A 23,518-nucleotide genomic window follows, 5' to 3' on the forward strand; every position below is an offset into this window, starting at 1 on the left:
TGTCTCCAATGGGGCAGGGTGGCCCCTTATCCAGGTCTGCGGGGTTTGATCCCCGTCGCTTGCCCTAGCTTATGGCCGGCCGGAAAATGGCGTCTGTCGCCTGCATGACAGACCCCCGGCCGGCGGCGCAATCCCCAAGTTTTACACGGTTCTTCCCATGTCCGATGTTTCAAACACAGTTTCCCCCGACGAACTGCCGGCGCTGTTCCGGGCCTGTCCGTGGTTCGGTGCGCTGGAGGCACGGCACCAGGACCTGGTGCTGGCGACCTCGCGCGCGGAACTCGTCGGCAGCGGGGCGTGGATTGCGCGGCGTAATGCGCCGTCGGACTACTGGCTGGGGGTGAGCCGCGGGCTGCTCAAGCTGGCGATCTACAACGAGTCCGGCCGCAGTTGCACGTTTTCCGGTGTGCCGCCGGGCGGCTGGTTCGGAGAGGGCAGCGTCATCAAGCGCGAGCTGCGCAAGTACGACGTGGTCGCCATCCAGCCGTCGCTGGTGATGCTGGTGCCCGCCGCAACCTTCCATGCGCTGTTGTCGGCGAGCCTGCCGTTTTCGCACTTTGTCATCGGCCAGTTGAATGACCGCATGGGCGAGTTCATCGCGTCCATCCAGAACCACCGTTTGCTCGATGCCGATGCGCGCGTGGCGCAGTCGCTGGCTCAGTTGTTCAATCCGCAGCTATATCCGTCCACCGACCTGACCCTGGCCATATCGCAGGAAGAATTGGGATATCTGACCGGCCTGTCGCGCCAGCGGGTCAACCAGGCGCTGCAGACGCTGGCCGACCAAGGGATGCTGGCGCTGGCGTACAACCAGATCAAGGTGCTGGACCTGGGCCGGTTGCGGCAGTACGGGCTGGATCAGCTCTGACGGGAATCAGGGCGCCGTGCCGCCCCGCGCAACGTCAAAGGCGGGAGGCTAGCGCACGGTCCAGCGCGGCGCGCGCCAGCAGGCGGGTCGAGTCGAGCGTGGGCAGGGCGCAATTGCCGTCGTTCAGCACCAGCGGCAGTTCGGTGCAGCCCAGCACGACGGCGTCGCAGCCGTCGTCTTTCAGGCGTTCGACGATGCCTTGCAACTGCGCAACCGACGCGGGCTTGATCACACCGTAGACCAGCTCGTCCATGATGATGCGGCCCAGCAGCAGGCGGTCGTCCTGCGGCGGCCGCGCGTAGTCCAGGGCACGTGCCGCCAAGGCCGCGGGGTAGACGTCGCTGTCCACCAGCCAGTGCGTGCCCAAGATGCCGATCCGCCGGTAATCGCGCGCCGCCGCCACAGCGGCGACCTCCTGCGCGATGTGCAGCCACGGCCGCGGCGAGTCCGCCACGACGCGGTCCATCGCCTGGTGGATGGTGTTGTCCGGGCAGATCAGGAAATCCGCGCCGGCGCGGGCCAGCTTGTTCGCCGACGACAACATCAGGGCGGCAACGCCGTCTAGGTCGCGGGCGTCCAGGCAGGCGACGTAATCCGCCAGCGAATGGGTGTGTAGCGAAATCTCGGGATGGGCGTGCGGGCCCATGCGCTGCGCGCCTTCGGCGCACAAGGTGCGGTAGCAGAGCGCGGCGCCCTCGGCGGAGCAGGCGACGATGCCGATGTGCAGCGGCGTGGCGTTCATCCAGTCGATTCCTTCTTCAGGGCCCGGTAGCCGGACGGCAGGGAACAGGTCGGGCGTGATCGATTGTAGGGGTGGCGGCCGTTAGGGTATTGCAGGGTTAAATTCACCCTGTGGCGGTGATTAATACCCGTCCGGCCAACAGTAAAAAACACCACGCCGAATCCAAGCTGTTGATTCGGCGTGGTTTTTTTCTGGCACGGATTTCGCATGAGGACACGTACCCAACCAACCGCAACACAGGAGGGCGTTCCCATCATGGGTCCGTATCGGAAATTATGGTTCACGTTGATCGCCGTGGTGGCGATCACATTTGCGCTGCTAGGCTTCTACGGCGGCGAGGTCTACCGCCAGGCGCCGCCCATTCCCGGGCAGGTGGTGACGTCCGATGGCCGCGCGCTGTTCGGCCGCGAAGACATTCTGGACGGGCAGACCGCCTGGCAATCCGTCGGCGGCATGCAGCTTGGCTCGATCTGGGGCCACGGCGCGTACCAGGCGCCTGACTGGACGGCCGACTGGCTGCATCGCGAACTGACCGCCTGGCTGGACCTGGCCGCGCGCGACGAGCACGGCCAGGCCTACGCCCAACTTCCCGCGCCGCAGCAGGCCGCGCTGCGCGAAGCGCTCAAGGCCGAGTACCGCGCCAATCGCAGCGACGCAGCCACCGACACGCTGACCATCACGCCGCGCCGCGCGAAGGCCATCGAACAGACGGCGGCCTACTACGACCAGCTGTTCTCCGACGCGCCCGCCCTGCAAGGCAGCCGCGAGAGCTTCGCCATGAAGGAAAACACGCTGCCCGACGCCAAGCGCCGCACGCAGCTGACGCATTTCTTCTTCTGGACGGCCTGGGCGGCCGCCACCGAACGCGAAGGCATGCCGGTCACCTACACCAACAACTGGCCGCATGAACCGCTGATCGGCAACCAGCCCAGCGCTGAAAACGTCATGTGGTCCATCATCAGCGTGGTTGTGCTGCTGGCGGGCATCGGCTTCCTGGTCTGGGCCTGGGCCTTCATGCGTGGCCAGGAAGAAGAAGAGCCGCAAGCGCCCGCGCGCGATCCGCTCACCGCCTTTGCCCTGACGCCCTCGCAGCGCGCCCTGGGCAAGTATCTGTTCCTGGTCGTGGCGCTGTTCGGCTTCCAGGTGCTGCTGGGCGGTTTCACCGCGCACTACACCGTTGAAGGGCAGAAGTTCTATGGCATCGACGTCTCGCAGTGGTTCCCGTATTCGCTGGTGCGCACCTGGCACATCCAGAGCGCCCTGTTCTGGATCGCAACGGGCTTCCTGGCCGCCGGCCTGTTCCTGGCCCCGCTGATCAACGGCGGACGCGATCCCAAGTTCCAGAAGGTCGGCGTCGACATCCTGTTCTGGGCGCTGGTGCTGGTCGTGGTCGGCTCGTTCGCCGGCAACTACCTGGCCATTGCGCAGATCATGCCGCCCGAGCTGAATTTCTGGCTGGGTCACCAAGGCTATGAATACGTCGACCTGGGCCGTCTGTGGCAGATCGGCAAGTTTGCCGGCATCTGCTTCTGGCTGGTGCTGATGCTGCGCGGCATCGTGCCCGCGCTGCGCACGCCGGGCGGCGACAAGAACCTGCTGGCGCTGCTGACGGCCTCCGTCGGCGCCATTGGTCTCTTCTACGGCGCCGGCTTCTTCTACGGCGAACGCACCCACCTGACCATCATGGAGTACTGGCGCTGGTGGATCGTCCACCTGTGGGTCGAAGGCTTCTTTGAAGTGTTCGCCACCACGGCGCTGGCCTTCATCTTCTCCACCCTGGGTCTGGTGTCGCGCCGCATGGCCACCACCGCCAGCCTGGCCTCGGCCTCGCTCTTCATGCTGGGCGGCATTCCCGGCACGTTCCACCACCTGTATTTCGCGGGCACGACCACGCCCGTGATGGCCGTCGGCGCAAGCTTCTCGGCGCTGGAAGTCGTGCCGCTGATCGTGCTGGGATACGAAGCCTGGGAAAACTGGCGCCTGAAGACCCGCGCCGCGTGGATGGACAACCTGAAGTGGCCGCTGATGTGCTTTGTGGCCGTGGCGTTCTGGAACATGCTGGGCGCCGGCGTCTTCGGCTTCATGATCAACCCGCCGATCTCGCTGTATTACATCCAGGGCCTGAACACCACGCCGGTGCACGCGCACGCCGCGCTGTTCGGGGTGTACGGCTTCCTGGCGCTGGGCTTCACGCTGCTGGTGCTGCGCTACATCCGTCCGCAGTATGCGTTGAACCCGGGCCTCATGAAGCTGGCGTTCTGGGGCATGAACATCGGCCTCGTGCTGATGATCTTCACCAGCTTGTTGCCGGTGGGCCTGATCCAGTTCCATGCCAGCGTCAGCGAAGGCATGTGGTACGCCCGCAGCGAAGCCTTCATGCAGCAGGACCTGCTCAAGACCCTGCGCTGGGGCCGCACGTTCGGCGACGTGGTGTTCCTGCTGGGCGCGCTGGCGATGGTGATGCAGGTGATCCTGGGCCTGCTCAGCAGCAAGCCTGCGCTGGTCGAACCGCGGCTCACGCCCAAGGCCGCGCGCGGCTGATCCCGGCGCCTTCGCGACTTTGCGCCAGCGCAACGTTGCGAAGGCGGCCTCCCGGTCCAATGGAAGCCAAGCCTGCGCCGGTTCGGCGCGGGCGCTTCGGAGAAACTCCGCATGCGCTTCCTGCCGATCGCCGCCGCCCTTTCATTGTTGTTGACCGCTTGCGGGCCCGCAGACCGGGCCCGCTTTGCATTGCCGGAACTGACGCGGCTGCCGCCCGGCGAAGTCACCCACCAGCCGCCCGGTGATGCCCTGCGTAACGGTTATCCCGTCACGCCCGCGCCGGTCACCACGCGGCATTCACGCGGTGTCGCCATCATGACGCGTCAGGTCAGCCAGGCGGAATACGCGGCGTGCGTGGCCGCCGGCGCCTGCAAACCGCTGGACGCGGAACACCGCAAGGACAATTCTCCGGATCTGCCCGCCACCGGCATCAGCTGGTCGGACGCCTCGGCCTACGCGGCGTGGTTGTCCGGGTCGACGGGTCAGCGCTATCGCTTGCCGCGCTACGCGGAATGGATCTATGCGGCGGGCGAGGCGTATCGCGAAGAAACACCGCCCGCGGCCTTGCAGGACACCAACCAGGATCCCAACGACCCCGCACAGCGCTGGCTGGCGGAATACGAACAGGAAAGCCGCCGCAGCGGGCAGGGCGCCGAAACCGCGGTGCGGCCGTTCGGCCAGTACGGCGCCAACGCGGCGGGCGTCAAGGACATGGCGGGCAGCGTGTGGGATTGGACTTCGGACTGTCACTCACGCCGCGTGCTGGACGCGGGAACGGGGGCGGAGTCGCCGGAAGACGCCGACCTGAGCCGCAACTGCGGCATCCGCGTCGCGGCGGGGCGGCACATCGCGTATCTGCCGGATTTCATCCGCGACCCCAAGAGCGGCGCCTGTTCAGTCGGCGTGCCGCCCGCGAACCTGGGGGTGCGGCTGGTGCTCGAAGAGGGCTAGGCCGGCGAGCCGCTGCGGCAAGACAGGCACGACGCGCAGTCCATGGCGGGCTGCGCGTTTTCGGACAGGCGGGTCAGCGCCGCGGGCGACCGCAGCACGATGCGCTTGCGGCCGCTGCTGACGATGCCGCGCTGCTTCCAGTCGCTGAGCAGGCGGCTGACCGTATGCAGCGTGGTGCCGGTCATCTCGGCCACGTCCTGGCGCGTGATGGGAAAGCTGATCCCGATGCCGTCGTGCGTGGGCTGGCCGGATTGCTGGACCAGCCGCAGGATGGCGCGCGCGACGCGTTGCTCGACTTCGTCGGTGGACAATTCCTGGATGCGGATGTGCGCGTCCTGCAGGCGTTGCCCCATGGTCTGCAGCGCGATCGCACCCAATTGCGGGTGGCTGGCCATGAAGCTTTCCCAGGCTTCTGCGGGCCACGCCAGGCAGACGCTTTCCTGCACGGCCAGCACGCTGGCCGGGTAACAGGACTGCCGCATGGCGCAAGCCAGGCCAAACATATCACCCGGATTGACATATCTCACGACAACTTGGTCGCCTTCCGATGTAATTTGTGTGACCTTGAGGCAGCCGTGCAGCAGCACGAAGAAATGGGCGCCTTCCGCACCTTGGCGGTAGGCGGCTTCGCCGGCTTCAAGACGGCATGGAACGGCGTCTTTCAGTGCGGCATCAAGCTGCGTATCGGACAACGGCCTGAACAGGTCCAGGTTGCGCAGCAAGGCATGGCATAAGGGCGATGGCATGGCGGTCCGCTTATGGGCGTGGTGAAATTTTCCACGCGTCGATGGTGACACCTGGGGGTCACCCTGACAACGTGTGGGCGCTCGCAGGGTTATCCCGAATTTGCGCTACAGCAAAGAACGCGATCGCTCGCGGTTCTTCAATGGAGGTGCCGACAGACTCGGCTTTGAAGAAACCGAAAGAGGAGTAGCACATGAACGCGTTGCGCCCCACCTTGCTTGCCGCCGCCCTGATGTTCTCGATGGCAGGCGGTCTGGCTTCCGCCCAGAATGCGGACACGCTGCCGCGCGCCAAGGTCACGCTGGTTGCCCCGCCGATGGTCCATCCGCATGAGCAGGTGGCCAAGTCGGGACCCAAGGTTGTCGAATTCACCATGACCATCGAAGAAAAGAAAATGGTCATCGACGGTAAGGGCACCACGCTGCAGGCCATGACTTTCAATGGATCCATGCCCGGCCCCACGATGGTCGTGCACGAGGGCGACTACGTGGAGCTGACCCTGGTCAATCCCAAGACCAACGCCATGCCGCACAACGTCGACTTCCACGCCGCGACGGGCGCGCTGGGCGGCGCCAAGCTCACCAACGTGAACCCCGGCGAACAGGCCACGCTGCGCTTCAAGGCCGACCGCGCCGGCACCTTCGTCTATCACTGTGCCCCTGAAGGCATGGTGCCGTGGCACGTCGTGGCCGGCATGAGCGGCACGATCATGGTGCTGCCGCGCGATGGCCTGAAGGATCCGCAGGGCAAGTCGCTGAAGTACGACCGCGTCTACACGATCGGCGAGTTCGACCTCTACATCCCCAAGGACGCCAACGGCAAGTACAAAGACTACGCGACCCTCGCCGAAAGCTACGGCGACACGGTGGAAGTCATGCGCAAGCTGACCCCGTCGCACATCGTCTTCAACGGCAAGGTCGGCGCACTGACGGGCGACAACGCCCTCACCGCCAAGGTCGGCGAAACCGTGCTGCTGATCCATTCGCAAGCCAACCGCGACACGCGCCCGCACCTGATCGGCGGCCACGGCGACTGGGTCTGGGAAACCGGCAAATTCAACAACCCGCCCGAAAAGGACCTGGAAACCTGGTTCATTCGCGGCGGTTCCGCCGGGGCGGCGCTGTACACGTTCAAGCAGCCCGGCGTGTACGCCTACCTGAACCACAACCTGATCGAAGCCTTTGAACTGGGCGCGGCCGGGCACATCAAGGTCGAGGGCAAGTGGAACGACGACCTGATGAAGCAGATCAAGGCGCCGGGTCCCATCCCGCAGTAATGGCCGGCCGGCAAGGCGCGCGCGGCGCGTCTTGCCGGGTTGTTCCCCTTCTAAAGCCTGGACTCTCCGCCATGCCCAAATTTGCTCGACTCTTTTTTGCCCTTGCGCTGACGGGCCTGCCCGTCCAGCATGCCGCGGCTGACACCGTTACCGCCGTCAATCCCGCCGGCGAAAAACTCTACAAGTCCGCCTGTGTCGTCTGCCATGCCAGCGGCGTGGCCAATGCCCCCAAGCTGGGCGACAAGCAGGCCTGGACGCCTTTCCTGGCGCAGGGCACGGACGCGCTGATGCTTACCGTGCTGAAAGGCAAGGGCGCCATGCCGCCGCGCGGCGGTTCGGCCGCTGACGACGCCACGCTACGTGCCGCGGTGGAATACATGATGGCTGCGGCAAAGTAACGCGTAACCTGGCGCGGCGCGGATTGAAACGCGCGGGATGCCGGCCGCGCGTTTCGCCGTGCTTTTCGCCACGCTACGCGCGGCGGGCCAGCAAGGCCCACACGCCGGCGGCCGACAGCAGCGCGCCGCCACCCAGGTTGAAGCCGCGCTGCGCGCGCGGCGACGCCAGCATGCGCCGGGCCGAGCCGGCAAAGATCGCATAGGCCGCGGCATTGATGCCGGCGCAGGCGACAAACGTCGCCGACAACACCCACAGCTGCTGCGTCACGTCTCGTGCCGGATCGATGAACTGCGGCAGGAAGGCCACGAAGAAGATCATGCCCTTCGGATTCAGCGCGGTCACCAGGTAAGTGTTGGCAAACAGCTTCCAACGCGAACCCGCCGCCGTCGCAACGGGCAGCGTGGCGGGAGACACCCCGGCGCGCAGCAGCCGGTAGCCGAGATACAGCAGGTACAGGCCGCCAATGGTCTTGACCACGGTGAACCAGAACGCGGATGCGGCAAGCAGCGCGCCCAGGCCCAGCAGCGACAGCACCAAGGCGGTGGAATCGCCGAGCGCCACGGCCAGCACCAGCGGCAGGCGGGCGCGCTTGCCGTGCGTAAGCGAATAGCTGATGACGGTAAGAATGGTAGGGCCGGGCAGCATGACGAGCAGGGCGGAAGCGCCCAGGAAGGCCAGCCAGGTTTCGAGCGACATGGAAGGAACTCCGTAGGAAGGGCCAGCGCGCGGGGCCGGCTGCGGCCAATGTATTCCAACCGTGGTGTTAAATACAGCTTTCCCGGACAGTGAACGCCGGCCCCCTGGCCGCGCGAAGGAAACCCCATGGCATTTGACTTTGACCTGTTTGTGATCGGCGCGGGCTCGGGCGGCGTACGCGCGGCCCGCTTTTCCGCCAGTTTCGGTGCGCGCGTGGCGGTGGCGGAAAGCCGCTACCTGGGAGGCACGTGTGTGAACGTGGGCTGCGTGCCCAAGAAACTGCTGGTGTATGGCGCGCACTACAGCGAAGACTTCGAGCAGGCGCACGGTTTTGGCTGGAGCGCGGACGCGCCCAAATTCGACTGGGCCACGTTGATCGCCAACAAGAACCGCGAGATCGAGCGCCTGAACGGCATCTACCGCAACCTGCTGGTCAACAGCGGCGTGACGCTGCTTGAAGGCCACGCGCGCATCGTCGATCCGCACAAGGTCGAAATCAACGGCAAGACCTATAGCGCCGAACACATTCTGGTGGCCACGGGCGGCTGGCCGCAGGTGCCCGACATTCCCGGCAAGGAACTCGCCATCACCTCCAACGAGGCCTTCTTCCTGAAGGACCTGCCGCGCCGCGTGCTGGTCGTGGGCGGCGGCTACATCGCCGTGGAGTTCGCGTCTATCTTCAACGGCATGGGCGCACAGACCGTCCAGTCGTATCGCGGCCCGCTCTTCCTGCGCGGATTTGACCTGGGCGTGCGCGAGCACCTGCGCGACGAACTGGTCAAGAAGGGCATCGACCTGCGCATGAACACCGAGGTCGCGCGCATCGACAAGCGCGCCGACGGATCGCTGGCCGCCACCTGCAAGGATGGTTCCGTCATCGAGACCGATTGCGTGTTCTACGCCACGGGCCGCCGTCCCATGCTGGACAACCTGGGGCTGGAAAACACCGGCGTGAAGCTGCGCGAAGATGGCTTCATCGAGGTCGATGACGAGTACGGCACCGCGGAGCCGTCCATCCTGGCCATCGGCGACGTGATCGGCCGCGTGCCGCTGACGCCCGTGGCGCTGGCCGAAGGCATGGCGGTGGCGCGGCGCCTGTTCCGCCCGCACGAATACCGCAAGGTCGACTACAAGCTGATCCCCACTGCGGTGTTCAGCCTGCCCAACATCGGCACGGTGGGCCTGACCACCGAAGAGGCGCGCGAAGCCGGCTACGAGGTCCGGCTGTTCGAAAGCCGCTTCCGCCCCATGAAGCTGACGCTGACCGAATCGCAGGAACGCACGCTGATGAAGGTGATCGTCGACGCGCAGACCGATCGCGTGCTGGGCGTGCACATGGTGGGTCCGGAGGCAGGCGAGATCGTGCAGGGACTGGCTGTGGCGCTGAAGGCGGGGGCGACCAAGGCGGTGTTCGACGACACCATCGGCATCCATCCCACGGCAGCCGAAGAGTTCGTGACGATGCGCACGCCCGTCGCGGAATAGCGCCTGTGAACCGGCGAGGCCGCAAGCGCCAGATGGCACGAGCGGCGTGCGCCGGCGCTACAGGCGTTGAAGCATCGCGCGCGCCGCTGCCGGCGCGCGTTCTTTTGCGCCATTGATGAAGTACGCGAAGACGTCCTGCGATTTTTTCCCGGAGGCCGCTTTGCCGATAAGCGGCAGGTCGTCCGGGTCCGCGCCGCGTGACCAGATCCGGAATCGCTCCGCCCAGGCGTCCAGCGCCTTGGGCGCGTAACCGGCCTTGTAGGCCGTGCTGGCGCGCATCAGCCGCGCGTAGACAAAGTCCGCCGTCCGGTCTGCGATGGCGGGAAACTCGTCGCTATCGGTGTACACGGTCGCCACGCGATGGCGGCGCGCAAGGGCCACGTATTCCTCGCAGGCAAAGCTGGGATGGCGCACGTCCAGCGCGTGCCGCAACGGCAATCCGTCCACCTTGTCCGGCAGCAATTCCAGGAAGGCGCCAAAATCCTGCGGGTCGAACTGTTTGGTCGGCGCGAACTGCCACACGATGGGCCCCAGCTTCGGTCCCAGTTCGGCGATGCCGCTGTTCACGAACTTGGCAATCGAGTCCTTGGCGCCCGCCAGTTCTCGCCGGTTGGTCGAATACCGCGATGCCTTCAGCGAAAAGACGAAGTCGTCGGGCGTTTCATCGCGCCACTTGGCGAAGGTGGCGGGCTTCTGGGTGCCGTAGTAGGTGCCGTTGATCTCGATGGCCGTGACCTGCCGGCTGGCGTATTCCAGCTCGCGCGCATGGGGCAGGTCGTCGGGATAGAAGACGCCGCGCCACGGTTCGAAGGTCCAGCCGCCGATGCCGACTCGGATCGCGGCGGGGCTGTCTGCCGGGGACGGATGACGTTTCGGCATGGGCTGCGCTCCACAGGAAGGGGTCGAGCGGTCCACTGTATCGCCGGCGCGACGAGCCGCCAACCCCGCCCGAAAATTCCGCTGTTCCGATACAGTTTTCGGCTAAGGTGTGCAGTCACGACCCGACTTCTGACCGGCGCGCGCCGGCACTCCATGCCTGACCTGACACATCTGCTGACTTTCGCCCTGGTAGCGCTGGGCATGGTGCTCACGCCCGGGCCCAACATGATCTACCTGGTGTCGCGCTCCATCTCGCAAGGGCCGCAGGCCGGCCTGATTTCGCTGGGCGGGGTGGCGGTGGGATTCATCTTCTACGTGGCCTGTGCGGCGTTCGGCATCACTGCCTTGCTGATGGCTGTGCCCTATGCCTACGACGCGCTGCGCATCGGCGGGGCGCTCTACCTGCTCTACATGGCGTGGCAGGCGATCCGTCCGGGCGGCCGCTCGCCGTTCCAGGTGCATGACCTGCCCAAGAGCAGCCCGCGGCAATTGTTCACGATGGGTCTGCTCACCAATCTGCTCAATCCCAAGATCGCCGTCATGTACGTGTCGCTGCTGCCGCAATTCATCCAGCCCGACCACGGCAGCGTCTTCACCCAGTCGCTGGCGCTGGGCATGACGCAGGTCGTGATCAGCTTGTCGGTGAACGCCCTGATCGCCATCATGGCCGGCTCCATTGCCGGGTTCCTGGCGGGCCGTCCGCTGTGGATGGTGGTGCAGCGCTGGCTGATGGGCACCGTGCTGGCCGGCCTGGCCGTGCGCATGCTTGTGGATACGCGCCGCTGATGCCGGCCGACGACGGATTTTTCGCGACGCTGGGCGGCATGCTTGGCGAGGGCCTGCGCGCCATCGTTGCAGGGATCAAATGGCTGCTCGGCGGGCTGGGCGGCGCGCTGGCCGATTTCTATGGCGGGCTGGCCGGCGCGATGGGCATGAGCCCGTCGATCTTCAATCTGGTGTTGCTGGCGCTGGGCCTGATGTTCCTGTGGGGCGCGATCAAGGCGCTGCTGCGGCGATCCATCCTGGGTTTTCTGTTCTGGGCGTTCATGACGCTGCTGGTGCTGGGCGGGCTGGTCGACTAGCGCGTCCTAAGCCGCTTTCGCCACCGCCAGCGCCACGTCCCGCAGCCGGCGCACCAGCGCCGGAAACCGCTCCGCACCCGTGTTGCCGTAGCCGATCACCAGGCCGTTGTCTTCAATGCGCGGCGTCAGCGCAAACGATGACAGCGCGCCGGGATTCATGCCCAGCTTGCGCGCCTCGGCCACGATCGCCGTGTCGGGATAGGCCGGCGGCAGCCGCACGGTCAGGTGCAGGCCGCAGTGCCCGCCCAAGACCTCGTGCTCGATGCCCAGATGCACGGCCAGCGCCTCGCGCAGCGCCGCCTGCCGTTCGCGGTACAGGCGCCGCATGCGGCCCAGATGTCGCGAGAACTGGCCGTTTTCAATGAACGCGGCCATGGCGAGCTGTTCCAGCCGGTGGCCGCCGCGCTGCATCTCGATGATGGACGGCATGGCCTCGCGGGCGATGGCCTCGGGCAGCACCAGAAAGCCCAGGCGCAGGGCCGGGAACATCGTCTTGCTGAACGTGCCCACGTACAGCACCGGCGCGTCCGGCAGCAGCCCCTGCATCGCGGCGATCGGTTCGCCCTGGTGGCGGAATTCGCTGTCGTAGTCGTCTTCGATGATCCACGCGCCGGCGCGTCGCGCGCGTTCCAGCAGATCGAGCCGGCGGGTCAGCGACAGCACCGCACCGGTCGGGTACTGGTGCGACGGCGTCGTCTGGATCAAACGAGGCGGCTGGCGGGTCCAGGCGCTTTCCGGGATGACAATGCCGTCGGCGTCGACGCGCATGGCCACCACATTCAGGTCGCCGGCATGGAAGGCGGACTTGGCGCCGCGGTAGCCGGGGTCTTCCAGCCAGGCGGTATCGCCAGGGTTGGTCAGCAGTTGCACGCACAGCGCCAGCCCGCCCTGTGCGCCTTCGGTGATGACGATGCGCGAGGCGTCGCAATGCACGCCGCGCGACACGCGCAGGTATTGGGCGATGGCTTCGCGCAGTGCAGGTTCGCCGGCCGGATGACCGTAGCCCAGCGCGGTGGCCGGCGCCGCCTGCAGGGCGCGGTCCTGCGCGCGGCGCCACGCGTTCACGGGGAATTGCGTCAGCGCGGGCGTGCCGGGCGTCATCGGCAGCGTACCGTCGTGGGTATAGCGCGTGGAGACGATGCGGGAGAGGCGCTGCGCGGTGGCTGGCGGCTCCGCGGGGAGAGGGGCCGCCTCGCGCGCGGCGCTGCGGGCGGCGGCCGACAGCGGCGCCACGCGGGTGCCCTGGCGGTCGGCAATCACGTAGCCCTCGGCCGTCAATTGCTCGTAGGCGATCAGCACCGTATTGCGCGAGATATCCAATTCTTCGGACAGCGCGCGGGACGACGGCAGCTTGCCGCCCGCGGGAAGCTGGCCGGCAAGAATGGCCTGTTTGAGGCGCTGGATAAGCTGGCGTTGGCGTGGCAGCGAACCCGGACCACGCGCAAGCGGACTGGACAGCAGCGGGGCAGCGGTGGCATCGCGCAAGGGAGTGTCTATCATGGCCCTATTAAATTCCGGGTTCGTGGCGCTTTTTATGATGCCACGGTTCCGATATTGTGAGGCCCTGGGTGTTGCGCCCCACCGTCGGCGGCGCGCCCTGAACCGATTCCCGAGGCATCGTCCGCATGCAACCCCGCACCAACGATTTGCAGCAACCCATCGGCCCGGCGCTGCCCGGCTGGACCACGCGTCCGCGCCCGCCCCTCGACCCCGCGCTGGGCCGCTATTGCCGCCTGGAGCCGCTGTCGGCCGAGCGCCACGCGGCAGATCTGTACCAGGCGTTCAGCCAGGCGCCTGACGATAGCGACTGGACGTACATGGGCGTCGGGCCGTTTGCCGACGAGGCCGCCTACCGGACGTTCGCCGAGGCCGCGCAGGCCAGCCCGGACCCGATGCACCACGCCATCATCGACCTTGCGACGGGCCGCGCCGTCGGCACGCTGGCGCTGATGCGCATCGACGCGCCCAACGGCGTCATCGAGGTCGGCTTCGTGTCCTATTCGCGTCAGCTCAAGCGCACGCGCATCGCCACGGAAGCGCAGTACCTGCTGATGCGCCGTGCCTTCGACGAACTGGGCTACCGCCGCTACGAATGGAAGTGCGATAGCCTGAACGCGCCGTCGCGCGCCGCGGCGCTGCGCCTGGGCTTCAGCTTTGAGGGCATCTTCCGGCAGGCCACGGTCTACAAGGGCCGCAGCCGCGACACGGCGTGGTTCTCGATCATCGACAGCGAATGGCCCGCGCTGCGCGCCGCGTACGAGCGCTGGCTCAGCCCGGACAACTTCGATGCCGAAGGCAACCAGCGCCAGGGATTGGCATCGCTGATCGCCACTGAGCGGGGTAGCAACGCTGGGGGAGACCACGCGGCGTGCGCCTGATCCCGGTGGCATTGGCCCTGTTCTGGGGCCTGAACTGGCCGGCGGTGAAGATCATTCTGTCGATCTTCCCGCCGTTCACCTTGCGCGTGCTGGGACTGGGCAGCGGCGCGCTGCTGCTGTTGATGCTGGCGGGCGCCAAGCGGCTGCCGCTCTTGCCGCCACGCAGCGCGTGGCCCGGCATCGCGGTGGGCGGCGTCCTGGCGGTGGCCGTCTTCAATCTGGCCGTGGCCTGGGCGCAGCTCAGCACCAGCACGTCGCGCGCGGCAGTGCTGACTTTCACCATGCCGATGATGTCCGCGCTGTTGGCGTGGCTGGTGCTGGGCGAACGGCTGGACCGCCGCCGCGGCCTGGCGCTGCTGCTGGGCGCGTGCGGCGTCGCGGTGCTGGCCTGGCCGGTGCTGCAGGCGGTGTTCGGCGGCAACGACGTGGCCGCCGCCAAGGGGCTGGTGTTTCCGCTGGTGGCCGCGTTCGGGTGGGCAGCCGGCACGGTGTATCTGAAGCGCTGGCCCGTCGCGGGCGATCGCATCGTCATCACGGCGTGGCAGCTTGTCGTTGGCGCCGGTTGCGCCCTGGCCGGCGCGCTGATCGCCGGCGAATCCTTTCCCACGCACGGCTGGACCGCCAGCGTCGCGGGGGCGCTCTCGTTTCACATCATCCTGGGCACTGCGGTCGCGTACTGGCTGTGGTTCGTGCTGAGCGAGCGTGTCAGCGCAACCGTCGCCGCGCTGACCACGCTGATGGTGCCGGTCGTGGGCGTGCTGGGCGCGATGGCGCTGGTGGGCGACCGGCCGGCCCCGGCGGACTGGTGGGGGTTTGCGTTCGTGATGGCCGGGGCGGGGCTGATCGTGTTGAACCTGGGTCAGCGGCGCGCCTGACCTGGATCAGTGGCGCATCTGACCCAAGTCAGCGACGCACCCGAGGCTAAGCGGCTGCGGGCGAGGGCATCCAGGATCCGTGCAGCCCGGCGGGCACGCGGCGCGGCAGGCGCACCTGCGCGACCGGCCCGGCAGCCAGGTCGCGCGCGTCCAGCACGATGAACCGGCCGCCCGCGTCGTCTTCCGTGTGCACGAAGCTCAGGAGGTAGCCGTCCGCTTCACCCGCGCCGGCCGGATCGGCGGCAAACACCGGTTCGCACGCGGTCTGCCCGGCGGGCAGGCGGTACACGGTCTTCGCACCCGTCTCGACGTCATAGCGTGCAAATGCCTCGAAGGCGCCCGGCTGCGGCGTTTCGCCCGGACGCGGATCCCGCAGGCCGGCATAACAGAACCGTGTGAGCCGCCCCAGCCACGCGTCGTTGACCCGGCCGAACTCGCAGGGCTGGTCGTCCAGCGTCTGGTCGTCCACGCGTCCGCTGGCCATGTCGATGCGCAGCCGGTGCATTTCCAGCCGCTTGCGCGACGTGGGCCCGTAGCCATCGTGCCAGGGCAGCACCGCCTCGATCACGTTGCCGTCCACGTAGGCATTGGCGACGTGCCAATTGAAGAAGGGGTCGGCCTCGATCCACCGGATCTGCGCCGCGTCGGTGCAGTCGCGCGGCACCAGCAGCACCTGCGTGCCGCGCTGCGGCTCCCACCCGGGCGCCGCCGGTCCGCGGCTGAAGTCGAACACCAGCGGACACACAAACGCCACCACGTCGGTGGCGGTCAGGCCGATGTCGTGAACCAGCGCGGGCCAGGGCGATGCAAATGCGACCTGGCGGTCCACCCGCCCCGTGCTGTCCAGCCGCATGTATTCAAGCGTGCCCGCCATGAGGTCGTAATTGATCGCCAGCATTTCCCCGGTCAGCGGGTCGACCTTGGGGTGCGCGGAGAACGCGCCGGCGAGCTTGCCCTGGAATGTGTTGGCGCCGACCGTGCCCAGTGCGTCGTCCAGTTCGTACGGGCAGCCGCCTTCGTACAGCGCGTGGATGCGGCCGGCGTGCCGCAACACGTTGGTGTTGGCCAGGTTCGCGTAGGGGGGCGGACCGAACGTCGGGTTGTAGATGCGATGGCCGGCGTCCCGTTCTTCCTGCAGTTCGGCAGTCAGCACCCAGCGGTTGCGATAGCGCGCGCGGCCGCCGTCCAGGTAGATCGCGTGGATCATGCCCGTGCCGTCGAAGGGATAGGAATAGCCCGGGCCGGGCTCGAATTGCGGATTGGGGCCGTTGCGCATGAAGACGCCGGACAGGCCGGGGGGCAGGGCGCCTTCAATGGGCAGGTCCGCGTCGTCGCGTTCGTCGAAGACCGGCGCGAACGCGCGGGTCAGGGCGGGGTTGTCGCTGTGCCAGGGTTGCATGTGACCTCCAGGCCGAGGCCGCGCACCGGGCTGGATGACACCGCGAGCCCGGGGGCGGCAAAAGTCCGTTATATCCGCCCGGGCCGTCGGGAAAAAGCCGAGTTAACCATGATGGGAATTGCGCCGCGCCTGACGCTTGCGCAGCCGTTCCCGCACCATTTCGGCCCCGCTGACCAGCGTGATTCCCGCCAGCACCATCACCGCGCCGATCACGAAGCCCGCATCCAGCGGTTCATCCAGGATCAGCACGCCGAAGCTCACGCCGAACAGTGGCGTCATGAACGACAGGATCGACAGGCGGGACGCCAGATACCGGCGCAGGAGCCAGAACCAGGCCAGATAGCTGGTCAGCGCGACGACGACCGACTGGAACACGACGCTGAGCACGGCGGCCGGGGTATAGCGGATGCCATGATGGCCGGTGGCGACTGCAAAGGCCAACAGGCCTACCGAGGCCACGGCCATCTGATAGAAAAGCGTCTTGGCCGGGGCGGCTTCGGACAACGACGTCTTGCGGATCGCCACCGTCGTGGCGCCCCACAGCAGCCCGGCCAGCAGTCCCATCGCGTCGCCCAGCAGCATATTGCGCGCGCCGTCGTGCGCCAACGGCTGGCCGCCCTTGACCAGGAACGCCACCGCGATACCGCAGAAGGCCAGCGCGACGCCCGCCCATTGCAGCGGCTTCAGACGCTCTTCGGGTAGCAGCCAGTGCAGGCCCAGCGCCGCGAAGATCGGCGCGGTGTACAGGAACACCGACATGTGCGAGGCCGTGGTGTAGACCAGCCCTTGCGCGACGAACAGGAATTCGCCCGCAAACAGCAGCCCCACGATCAATCCAGGCAGGAACGTGCCGTCGGTGAACGCGCGCTGCCCTTCGGCGCGCCACACCACGACGGCCAGCACCAGGGCCGCGAAGGTGGAGCGCAGCCCGATCTGCATGATGGGCGCGATGTCGTCCGCAACCAGCTTGATGGCGATCTGCTGGAAGCCCCAGCACACGCACAGCGCCAGCATGGCGCCGGTGGCCAGCGTGTCCAGCGGCAGGCGCAGCGGCTTGGCGGCGGTGATGCTCACGGCAGTTCGGCGGGATAGCTGTCCAGCGCCAGGCCGATCTGCTGGCGCAGGTCCCATTCGGCCAGCGAGGCTTGCACCGGGCCATAAAAGGCGCCGTCGCGGGCGACGAACATGGCGGGCAGGTGGAAGACCTCGTAGCGCTCGACCAGGCCGCGGTTGTCGCCGGCGTCGATCCAGCAGATGCGCTCGACCGGCAGTTCCACGCCCGGAAGCTGCTCCCGCGCCACGCGGCAGGTGCCGCAGGTGCGGCTGTGAAAGACGATGAGGGACAGGCCGCGCGCGTCCAGCAGAAAGCGGTCGGCGGTGCTGTCGTTGAGTTCTATCTGTTCCATCGTGTGTCTCAAGCGCCGCGCAGCACGCGGTCCAGTTCCAGCACCGACTGGTACAGCACGCGCGTGCCGTCCAGCAGTTGCGCGGGTTCGATCCATTCTTCGGGGCAGTGGCTGCGGCCGTTCAGGCAGGGGATGAAGATCATGCCGATGGGGCCGGTGGGGGCCATGTACACGGCGTCGTGGCCGGCGCCGCTGGGCAGCCGCATCGACGCGTAGCCAAGCTGGTCGGCGGCCGCCTTGACCGCGTCCATGACCAGCGGCGAACAGTCCGTGGGCTGCGCGCGGCTGAGCTGCGTGAAGCCGGCGGTCAGGCGCAGCGCCTTCAGGTCGTCGGCCACGCCCGCCATCAGGGTTTCGGGAAAGGCGTCCAGCACGGCGTTGCTGTCGCTGCGCATTTCCAGCGTCATCTCGACCCGGCCCGGCACCGCGTTGGCCGCATTGGGCGTCATGGTCAGCCGGCCGACGGTGGCGACGACGTAATGCGGATTGCCGCTGGCCGCGCTGGCCTGCCGGTTGGCGGCGTCGATGATGCGGGCCGCGCCCACCAGCGCGTCGCGCCGGATGTCCATGGGCGTGGTGCCCGCGTGGTCAGGTTGGCCCTCGACCACGATCTGCACGCGGCGGATGCCGACGATGTTGGTGACGACGCCGATCGGCAACTGGCGGCTTTCCAGCACGGGGCCTTGTTCGATGTGCAGTTCGACGAAGGCGGCGGTTTCGCCCGCGCGGCGCAGCGGGGCGTTGAGTGCGGACGGGTCGCCGCCGATGCGGGCAATACCCTGCGCCAGCGTCTCGCCCTGCGGATTGCGCGCGTCCAGCATGTCGGCGCTGAGCTGGCCGCACAGCGCGCGGCTGCCGACACAGGAAATGCCGTAGTCGCTGGGTTCTTCGGACAGGAAGTCGATGACTTCGAAAGGATGGTCGAGCGTGATGCCGTGTTCCTGCATCGTGTGCGCGACTTCGATGCCGGCCAGTACGCCGATGATGCCGTCGAAGCGGCCGCCGGCCATGACGGTGTCGCAGTGCGAGCCGGTGGAAATCGGTTTGCGCGAGGCATCGCGCCCCTTTCGCGTGCCGACCAGATTGCCGCCCGCGTCCAGGCGCGTGGTCAGGCTCGCGGCTTCGAACTCGCTACGCAGCCAGGCGCGCGCGTCATCGAACAGCGGCGAAAAAGCGCGGCGCGTCCAGGGGACGTCGGGCAGGGTGAATTTGGACAGAGTGTTGACGCGCGACCAAAGGCGTTCGGCGTTCAGCGGGGGAAAAGCGGGCGGTGTGGCTTGCGGCATGAGACTTCCAGAAGATCCGCCCTGGATTATGGCATCAATGGCGCGGCGTCCTTGTCCGCCGCTTACGTCGTGCCGCGCCAGGACGGTTCACGTTTTTCCAGAAAGGCCGTCACGCCCTCGCGCGCTTCCTCGGTGCTACGGATAGCCGCAATGCGTTCGACCGAGTCGGCGATCAGGGTGGCGTCCAGCGGCCGGCCGGCAAAGTCGCGCACCAGCCGCTTGCTGGCCTGCACGGCGCCCGGACCATTTGCGCACAGTGTGCGGCAGAGCGCTTCGGCGGCCTCAAGCGCCTGGGCCGCCGGGACGACCTCGTGCACCAGCCCCAGCCGCAGCGCGGTCGCGGCGTCGAAACGTTCGGCGGTCAGGAAATAGCGGTTGGACGCGCGCTCGCCCAGGGCGCGGATCACGTAGGGGCTGATGGTGGCGGGCAGCAGGCCCAGGCGGGTTTCGGACAGGCAGAAGTGCGCGCTGTCTGCCGCAACCGCGATGTCGCACGCGGCCACCAGCCCCAGCCCGCCCGCGTAGGCGTCGCCGTTCACGCAGGCGACGATGGGTTTCGGGCAGGTCCAGACCGCGTGCAGCATGTCCGCCAGCCGCGTGGCGTCCTTGCGGTTGTCCGCATCGGTCAGCGTGCCCATTTTGCGCATCCAGTTCAGGTCGCCGCCGGCGCAAAATGCCTTGCCCGCGCCCGTCAGCAGCAGGACCCGCACCTGGGGATCATCGACCGCAGTCTGGATCGCGGCGGTCAGCGCGGCGATCAGCGTCTCGTCGAACGCGTTGCGCATGTCCGGCCGGTTCAGCGTCAGGCGGGCGAGGGGGCCTTCTATGGTCAGGTCCAGCGGTTCGGTCAGCGTCATGCGCGGTCTCCGGTGTTGTTGATGATGGCTCAATAGGTGTTCCGATCGATTCGGTTGATTCTATGGGCAAAAGCGCGGCGTTGCGATGATTGTTTTCGGTGGATTGAGTTATCCTCAACAAAAATTTTTCGGAGACAGACATGAATCAGCCTGCGGGGAGTGGCGCCGCCGATCAGCGTTACGCATCGGTATTCCGGCCAGGATTGTTTGACGGCAAGACGGTCATGGTCACCGGCGGCGGCAGCGGCTTGGGCCGTTGCACCGCGCATGAGCTGGCGGCACTCGGCGCGCGCTTGGCGCTGGTCGGACGCAACCCGGACAAACTGCGCACGGCGGCCGAGGAAATCGTCCGCGTCTATCCCGAGGCCGCCGATCGGATCAGTCAGCACCCCTGCGACATCCGGGACGAAGCCGGCGTACGCGGCGCCGTCACCGACGCGCTGACCGCGCACGGCCGCATCAACGGCGTTTTCAATTGCGCAGGCGGCCAGTTTCCCGCGCCGTTGGACCGCATCAGCCTCAATGGCTGGAACGCCGTCGTGCAGAACAATCTGCACGGCACCTTTCTTGTGTCGCGCGAGGTCTATACGCAGCACATGCGCCAGCACGGCGGCACCATCGTCAACATGCTGGCCGACATCTGGGGCGGCATGCCGGGCATGGGACATTCGGGCGCGGCGCGCGCGGGGGTGTGGAACCTGACGGAGACCGCCGCCTGCGAATGGGCGTATGCCGGCGTGCGCGTCAACGCCGTGGCGCCGGGCTGGATTGCATCCAGCGGCATGGACAGCTACGACGAGCACTACCGCGGCGTGCTGCGCGAGCTGAAAACCAAGGTGCCGCTACAGCGCTTTGGCACCGAAGCCGAACTGGCCGCCGCCGTGGTCTTTCTGCTGTCGCCCGCGGCCGCGTTCATCAATGGCACCGTGATCCGGGTGGACGGCGGCGTGCCGAACGCGCGCCATTCATGGAACCTGCAGCCGGCCGAGCGCGGCGAGACCTACAACGGCTTTCCTCAGTACGTGCCGCCGTCTCTGTTTTCGGAAGACTGAAGCCGATGCAGCGCGTTCTGGACTTCGCCCCGGAATTGCGCCAGCGCCAGGGCGTCCTGGCGCGGCGGCTGCAGGGCCTGCCACAGAAAACCGACCAGCTGGTCGGCCGTGGCGGCCACATCGACATTGACCTCCGCGCCGCGCCGCATCGCGTCCCACAGCACATGCTCCATCGGCCCGTACACCGCCGAGCGCAGCAACCGCAGCGGCATGTCCTGGCGGATGTCGCCGTCGGCCTGGCCTTGCGCCAGGATGCGCATCAGCGGCGCGGTGTAGCGGCGCTGCAGGTCGGCGTAGATGTCGCCGAAGTCGTCGTTGCGCGCGCGGCCTTCGGAAAGTATGAAGGCGCACAGGCCCGGACCTTCGGCCAGCAGATGGCGCAGATGCGTGTGGACCAGGTAATGCAACTGGGCGCGCGCCCCGTGGATATGCGGCAGGTGGTCCTCCACCCGCGCGATGATTTCGTCGTACCAGTCGCTGATGACGCGCACGCAGAGTTCGCGCTTGCCGCCGAAGTAGGTGAAGACGGTGGCTTCCGAGACGCCCAGCCGCTGCGCGATCTCGGTGGTGGTGGCCGCGTGAAAGCCCGCTTCGGAGAACACCTGGCGCGCGACCCGCAGGATGTCGCGGATGCGTTGTTCGGACTTGGCGCTGGCCGGCGGGCGGCGCATCGGGACGGCTGGGCTTTTTTCCATGCAGGCTACAGGCGAAAAAGGGGCGGGCGGCCTGTCTGGCCGTCCGCGCGAGGGCCTATTATTGAGCGACGGTCAACTTCGTGGCAAGGCGGGGGGCAACCCGCCGCCGCAGCGGGCCTTTCATGGCAACAACCATAACGATCAAGAGACAACCATGCTGCACAGAGCAGATTCCTACGCGCAAGTCGTGTCCGCATTCCAGTGGCAGGTGCCCGCGTCCTACAACATCGGCGTCGACGTGTGCGACAAATGGGCCGACGGCAGCGGCCGGCTGGCCCTGATCTATGAAAAGAGCGACGGGGCGCAGACGCGCTATACGTTCGATCAGATCAAGGCGCAGTCCAACCAGTTCGCCAACAGCCTGGCTCGCTATGGCATCCGGCGCGGCGACCGCATCGCCATCTACCTGCCGCAGGCGCCCGAAACCGCCATCGCCCACGTCGCCGCTTACAAGATGGGCGCGGTGGCGGTGCCGCTGTTCACGCTGTTTGGCGTGGACGCCATCCAGTTCCGGCTGGCCAACAGCGGGGCGTCGGCCCTCGTCACGGACGCGGAAGGCTGTCGCAAGCTGCTGGAAATCCGCGACAGCCTGCCCGACCTGAAAGTGATTTATTGCATCGATGGGGACGCGGGGGCCGCGGGGGTTACGGTAGGCGCGCTGCCGTTCCACCAAAGCCTGGCGCTCGAATCCGACGCCTTCGACCCGGTCGAGACCGCCGCCGACGACCCGGCCGTCATCATCTACACCTCGGGCACCACCGGCAAGCCCAAGGGCGCGCTGCATGCGCACCGCGTGCTGCTCGGCCATCTGCCAGGCGTGGAGATGTCGCACGAGTTCTTTCCCGAGAACGCCGTGCTGATGTGGACGCCCGCTGACTGGGCCTGGATCGGCGGGCTGCTGGACGTGCTGTTGCCGTCGTGGCACCACGGTGTGCCGGTGCTGGCGCGGCGGTTCGAAAAATTCGATGGCGCCTCGGCGCTGGAACTGATGGCGCGCCACGGCGTGACGCACACCTTCCTGCCGCCGACCGCGCTGAAGATGATGCGCGGCTGCGACTGGCCGGACCACGCCGGGCCGCGCGCGCTGCGCTCGGTGGCCAGCGGCGGCGAATCGCTTGGGGCCGAACTCATCGACTGGGGCCGCCGCGTGCTGGGCGTGACCATCAACGAGTTCTACGGCCAGACCGAATGCAACATGATCGTGTCCTCGTGCTCGTCGCTGTTCGACCCCTGCATCGGCGCCATCGGCCGCGCCGCGCCCGGGCATCAGGTCGCTATTGTGGATGACAGGGGGGCCGAAGTGGCCGATGGACAGGAGGGCAACATCGGCGTACTGCGCCCGGATCCCGTCATGTTCCTGGGGTACTGGAAAAACACGGAGGCAACGGCGGAAAAATTTGCCGGCGATTACCTCCTGACCGGCGACATCGGCGTGCGCGATCCGGAAGGCTTCATCCGCTTCGTGGGCCGCAACGACGACGTCATCACCAGCGCCGGCTACCGGATCGGCCCGGGACCCATCGAAGACTGCCTCATCGGTCACCCCGCGGTGCGCATGGCGGCGGTGGTGGGCATGCCGGATGCTGAGCGTACGGAAATCGTGGTGGCGTTCGTGGTGCTGAACGAGGGTGTGGTGGGCGACGAAGCGCTGGTCAAGGCGCTGCAGGCGCACGTCCGCACCCGGCTGGCCGCCCACGAATATCCGCGCGCGATCCGCTTTGTAACCAGTTTGCCCACGACCGCGACCGGCAAGATCATTCGCAGGGAGTTGCGTGCCGGATACCCCGCATAAGCGGACTCACCCGGTGACAATCTCGCCCATGTGGATGGGTTGACTGGCTGCCCGGCGCTGCAAGTATGATTGCGCAAACTGGATACGGCCCCTCTCAATTGGGGCCGTATCACCT

The 23,518-nt window shown here is 67.2% G+C and carries 23 protein-coding genes; 12 read left to right on the top strand and 11 right to left on the bottom strand.

The genetic code is table 11. From position 1 onward, the window contains the following. Nucleotides 1-157 precede the first annotated feature (157 nt). On the top strand, nucleotides 158-868 hold the full coding sequence (locus tag MHZ91_RS12745) for a Crp/Fnr family transcriptional regulator (RefSeq protein ID WP_175124084.1): 711 nt from the start codon (nucleotides 158-160) through the stop codon (nucleotides 866-868). A 34-nt stretch (nucleotides 869-902) separates the two neighbouring features. On the opposite strand, the gene MHZ91_RS12750 is transcribed toward MHZ91_RS12745, so the two are convergent. Further along, complete coding sequence (locus MHZ91_RS12750) at nucleotides 903-1,610, bottom strand: aspartate/glutamate racemase family protein (RefSeq protein ID WP_239213899.1); 708 nt, start codon at nucleotides 1,608-1,610, stop codon at nucleotides 903-905. 255 nt (nucleotides 1,611-1,865) lie between these two features. Here MHZ91_RS12750 and MHZ91_RS12755 point away from each other — a divergent pair, with 255 nt between their 5' ends. Next, entirely contained in the window at nucleotides 1,866-4,151 is a 2,286-nt protein-coding gene (locus MHZ91_RS12755) for a nitric-oxide reductase large subunit (protein WP_191577076.1), read from the top strand. A gap of 111 nt (nucleotides 4,152-4,262) precedes the next feature. Beyond that, nucleotides 4,263-5,102: an SUMF1/EgtB/PvdO family nonheme iron enzyme gene (locus tag MHZ91_RS12760; protein WP_239213902.1), complete on the top strand. Its 840-nt coding sequence runs from the start codon at nucleotides 4,263-4,265 to the stop codon at nucleotides 5,100-5,102. Here the strand turns inward: MHZ91_RS12760 and MHZ91_RS12765 are convergent. Next, nucleotides 5,099-5,848, bottom strand: a complete 750-nt coding sequence (locus MHZ91_RS12765) for a Crp/Fnr family transcriptional regulator (RefSeq protein WP_175138490.1) — start codon at nucleotides 5,846-5,848, stop codon at nucleotides 5,099-5,101. The genes MHZ91_RS12760 and MHZ91_RS12765 overlap by 4 nt on opposite strands. 191 nt (nucleotides 5,849-6,039) lie before the next feature. Between MHZ91_RS12765 and nirK the strand changes: the two genes are divergently transcribed. Continuing rightward, entirely contained in the window at nucleotides 6,040-7,122 is a 1,083-nt protein-coding gene (nirK, locus tag MHZ91_RS12770) for a copper-containing nitrite reductase (RefSeq protein ID WP_175124087.1), read from the top strand. Nucleotides 7,123-7,193: 71 nt separating this feature from the next. After that, nucleotides 7,194-7,520 carry a c-type cytochrome gene (locus MHZ91_RS12775; RefSeq protein ID WP_218343409.1) on the top strand — a complete coding sequence of 109 codons (327 nt, stop codon included), beginning with the start codon at nucleotides 7,194-7,196 and terminating at the stop codon, nucleotides 7,518-7,520. Between the two features lie 73 nt (nucleotides 7,521-7,593). Here the strand turns inward: MHZ91_RS12775 and MHZ91_RS12780 are convergent, their stop codons facing one another. Then, entirely contained in the window at nucleotides 7,594-8,217 is a 624-nt protein-coding gene (locus tag MHZ91_RS12780; RefSeq protein ID WP_175124089.1) for a LysE family translocator, read from the bottom strand. A gap of 126 nt (nucleotides 8,218-8,343) precedes the next feature. Between MHZ91_RS12780 and gorA the strand changes: the two genes are divergently transcribed. Next, nucleotides 8,344-9,702: a glutathione-disulfide reductase gene (gene gorA, locus MHZ91_RS12785; protein WP_239213904.1), complete on the top strand. Its 1,359-nt coding sequence runs from the start codon at nucleotides 8,344-8,346 to the stop codon at nucleotides 9,700-9,702. A 57-nt stretch (nucleotides 9,703-9,759) separates the two neighbouring features. Here gorA and MHZ91_RS12790 read toward each other — a convergent pair whose 3' ends face one another. After that, nucleotides 9,760-10,581 carry a DUF72 domain-containing protein gene (locus MHZ91_RS12790; RefSeq protein WP_239213906.1) on the bottom strand — a complete coding sequence of 274 codons (822 nt, stop codon included), beginning with the start codon at nucleotides 10,579-10,581 and terminating at the stop codon, nucleotides 9,760-9,762. A gap of 153 nt (nucleotides 10,582-10,734) precedes the next feature. On the opposite strand from MHZ91_RS12790, the gene MHZ91_RS12795 reads away from it, so the two are divergent. Both MHZ91_RS12795 and MHZ91_RS12800 read left to right on the top strand, forming a co-directional pair. After that, nucleotides 10,735-11,367 (top strand): LysE family translocator, encoded by a 633-nt coding sequence (locus tag MHZ91_RS12795; protein WP_056569853.1) that lies wholly within the window; start codon nucleotides 10,735-10,737, stop codon nucleotides 11,365-11,367. After that, nucleotides 11,367-11,663 (top strand): hypothetical protein, encoded by a 297-nt coding sequence (locus MHZ91_RS12800; protein WP_175124093.1) that lies wholly within the window; start codon nucleotides 11,367-11,369, stop codon nucleotides 11,661-11,663. The genes MHZ91_RS12795 and MHZ91_RS12800 overlap by 1 nt, the downstream gene beginning before the upstream one ends. 6 nt (nucleotides 11,664-11,669) lie before the next feature. On the opposite strand, the gene MHZ91_RS12805 is transcribed toward MHZ91_RS12800, so the two are convergent. Next, nucleotides 11,670-13,163 (bottom strand): PLP-dependent aminotransferase family protein, encoded by a 1,494-nt coding sequence (locus MHZ91_RS12805; RefSeq protein ID WP_239213908.1) that lies wholly within the window; start codon nucleotides 13,161-13,163, stop codon nucleotides 11,670-11,672. Nucleotides 13,164-13,288: 125 nt separating this feature from the next. Here MHZ91_RS12805 and MHZ91_RS12810 point away from each other — a divergent pair, with 125 nt between their 5' ends. Then, a complete protein-coding gene (locus MHZ91_RS12810) occupies nucleotides 13,289-14,041 on the top strand; it encodes a GNAT family N-acetyltransferase (protein WP_239213910.1) in 753 nt (250 codons plus the stop codon). Then, the gene (locus MHZ91_RS12815) at nucleotides 14,032-14,916 is read left to right on the top strand and encodes a DMT family transporter (RefSeq protein WP_239213912.1); all 885 of its coding nucleotides are present in this window, start codon (nucleotides 14,032-14,034) and stop codon (nucleotides 14,914-14,916) included. Before MHZ91_RS12810 ends, MHZ91_RS12815 begins: the two co-directional genes overlap by 10 nt. Nucleotides 14,917-14,962: 46 nt before the next feature. On the opposite strand, the gene MHZ91_RS12820 is transcribed toward MHZ91_RS12815, so the two are convergent. The 5 genes from MHZ91_RS12820 to MHZ91_RS12840 form a co-directional block, all read right to left on the bottom strand. Then, entirely contained in the window at nucleotides 14,963-16,315 is a 1,353-nt protein-coding gene (locus MHZ91_RS12820; RefSeq protein ID WP_239213913.1) for a carotenoid oxygenase family protein, read from the bottom strand. A gap of 102 nt (nucleotides 16,316-16,417) precedes the next feature. Continuing rightward, nucleotides 16,418-17,383 carry a DMT family transporter gene (locus MHZ91_RS12825; protein WP_239213968.1) on the bottom strand — a complete coding sequence of 322 codons (966 nt, stop codon included), beginning with the start codon at nucleotides 17,381-17,383 and terminating at the stop codon, nucleotides 16,418-16,420. Between the two features lie 2 nt (nucleotides 17,384-17,385). Next, on the bottom strand, nucleotides 17,386-17,721 hold the full coding sequence (locus MHZ91_RS12830) for a co-chaperone YbbN (protein WP_175124098.1): 336 nt from the start codon (nucleotides 17,719-17,721) through the stop codon (nucleotides 17,386-17,388). Nucleotides 17,722-17,729: 8 nt separating this feature from the next. Continuing rightward, nucleotides 17,730-19,007: a Zn-dependent hydrolase gene (locus MHZ91_RS12835; RefSeq protein WP_239213915.1), complete on the bottom strand. Its 1,278-nt coding sequence runs from the start codon at nucleotides 19,005-19,007 to the stop codon at nucleotides 17,730-17,732. A gap of 62 nt (nucleotides 19,008-19,069) precedes the next feature. Continuing rightward, nucleotides 19,070-19,864, bottom strand: a complete 795-nt coding sequence (locus MHZ91_RS12840; RefSeq protein WP_239213918.1) for an enoyl-CoA hydratase/isomerase family protein — start codon at nucleotides 19,862-19,864, stop codon at nucleotides 19,070-19,072. Nucleotides 19,865-20,004: 140 nt separating this feature from the next. Here MHZ91_RS12840 and MHZ91_RS12845 point away from each other — a divergent pair, with 140 nt between their 5' ends. Then, nucleotides 20,005-20,916 (top strand): SDR family oxidoreductase, encoded by a 912-nt coding sequence (locus MHZ91_RS12845; RefSeq protein WP_239213921.1) that lies wholly within the window; start codon nucleotides 20,005-20,007, stop codon nucleotides 20,914-20,916. On the opposite strand, the gene MHZ91_RS12850 is transcribed toward MHZ91_RS12845, so the two are convergent. Then, entirely contained in the window at nucleotides 20,880-21,611 is a 732-nt protein-coding gene (locus tag MHZ91_RS12850; RefSeq protein WP_239213923.1) for a TetR/AcrR family transcriptional regulator, read from the bottom strand. The genes MHZ91_RS12845 and MHZ91_RS12850 overlap by 37 nt on opposite strands. 154 nt (nucleotides 21,612-21,765) lie before the next feature. On the opposite strand from MHZ91_RS12850, the gene MHZ91_RS12855 reads away from it, so the two are divergent. Continuing rightward, entirely contained in the window at nucleotides 21,766-23,403 is a 1,638-nt protein-coding gene (locus tag MHZ91_RS12855) for an acyl-CoA synthetase (RefSeq protein WP_239213926.1), read from the top strand. Nucleotides 23,404-23,518: the final 115 nt, after the last annotated feature.

This window comes from Achromobacter sp. ACRQX (assembly GCF_022346505.1).
Lineage (GTDB): Bacteria > Pseudomonadota > Gammaproteobacteria > Burkholderiales > Burkholderiaceae_B > Achromobacter > Achromobacter animicus.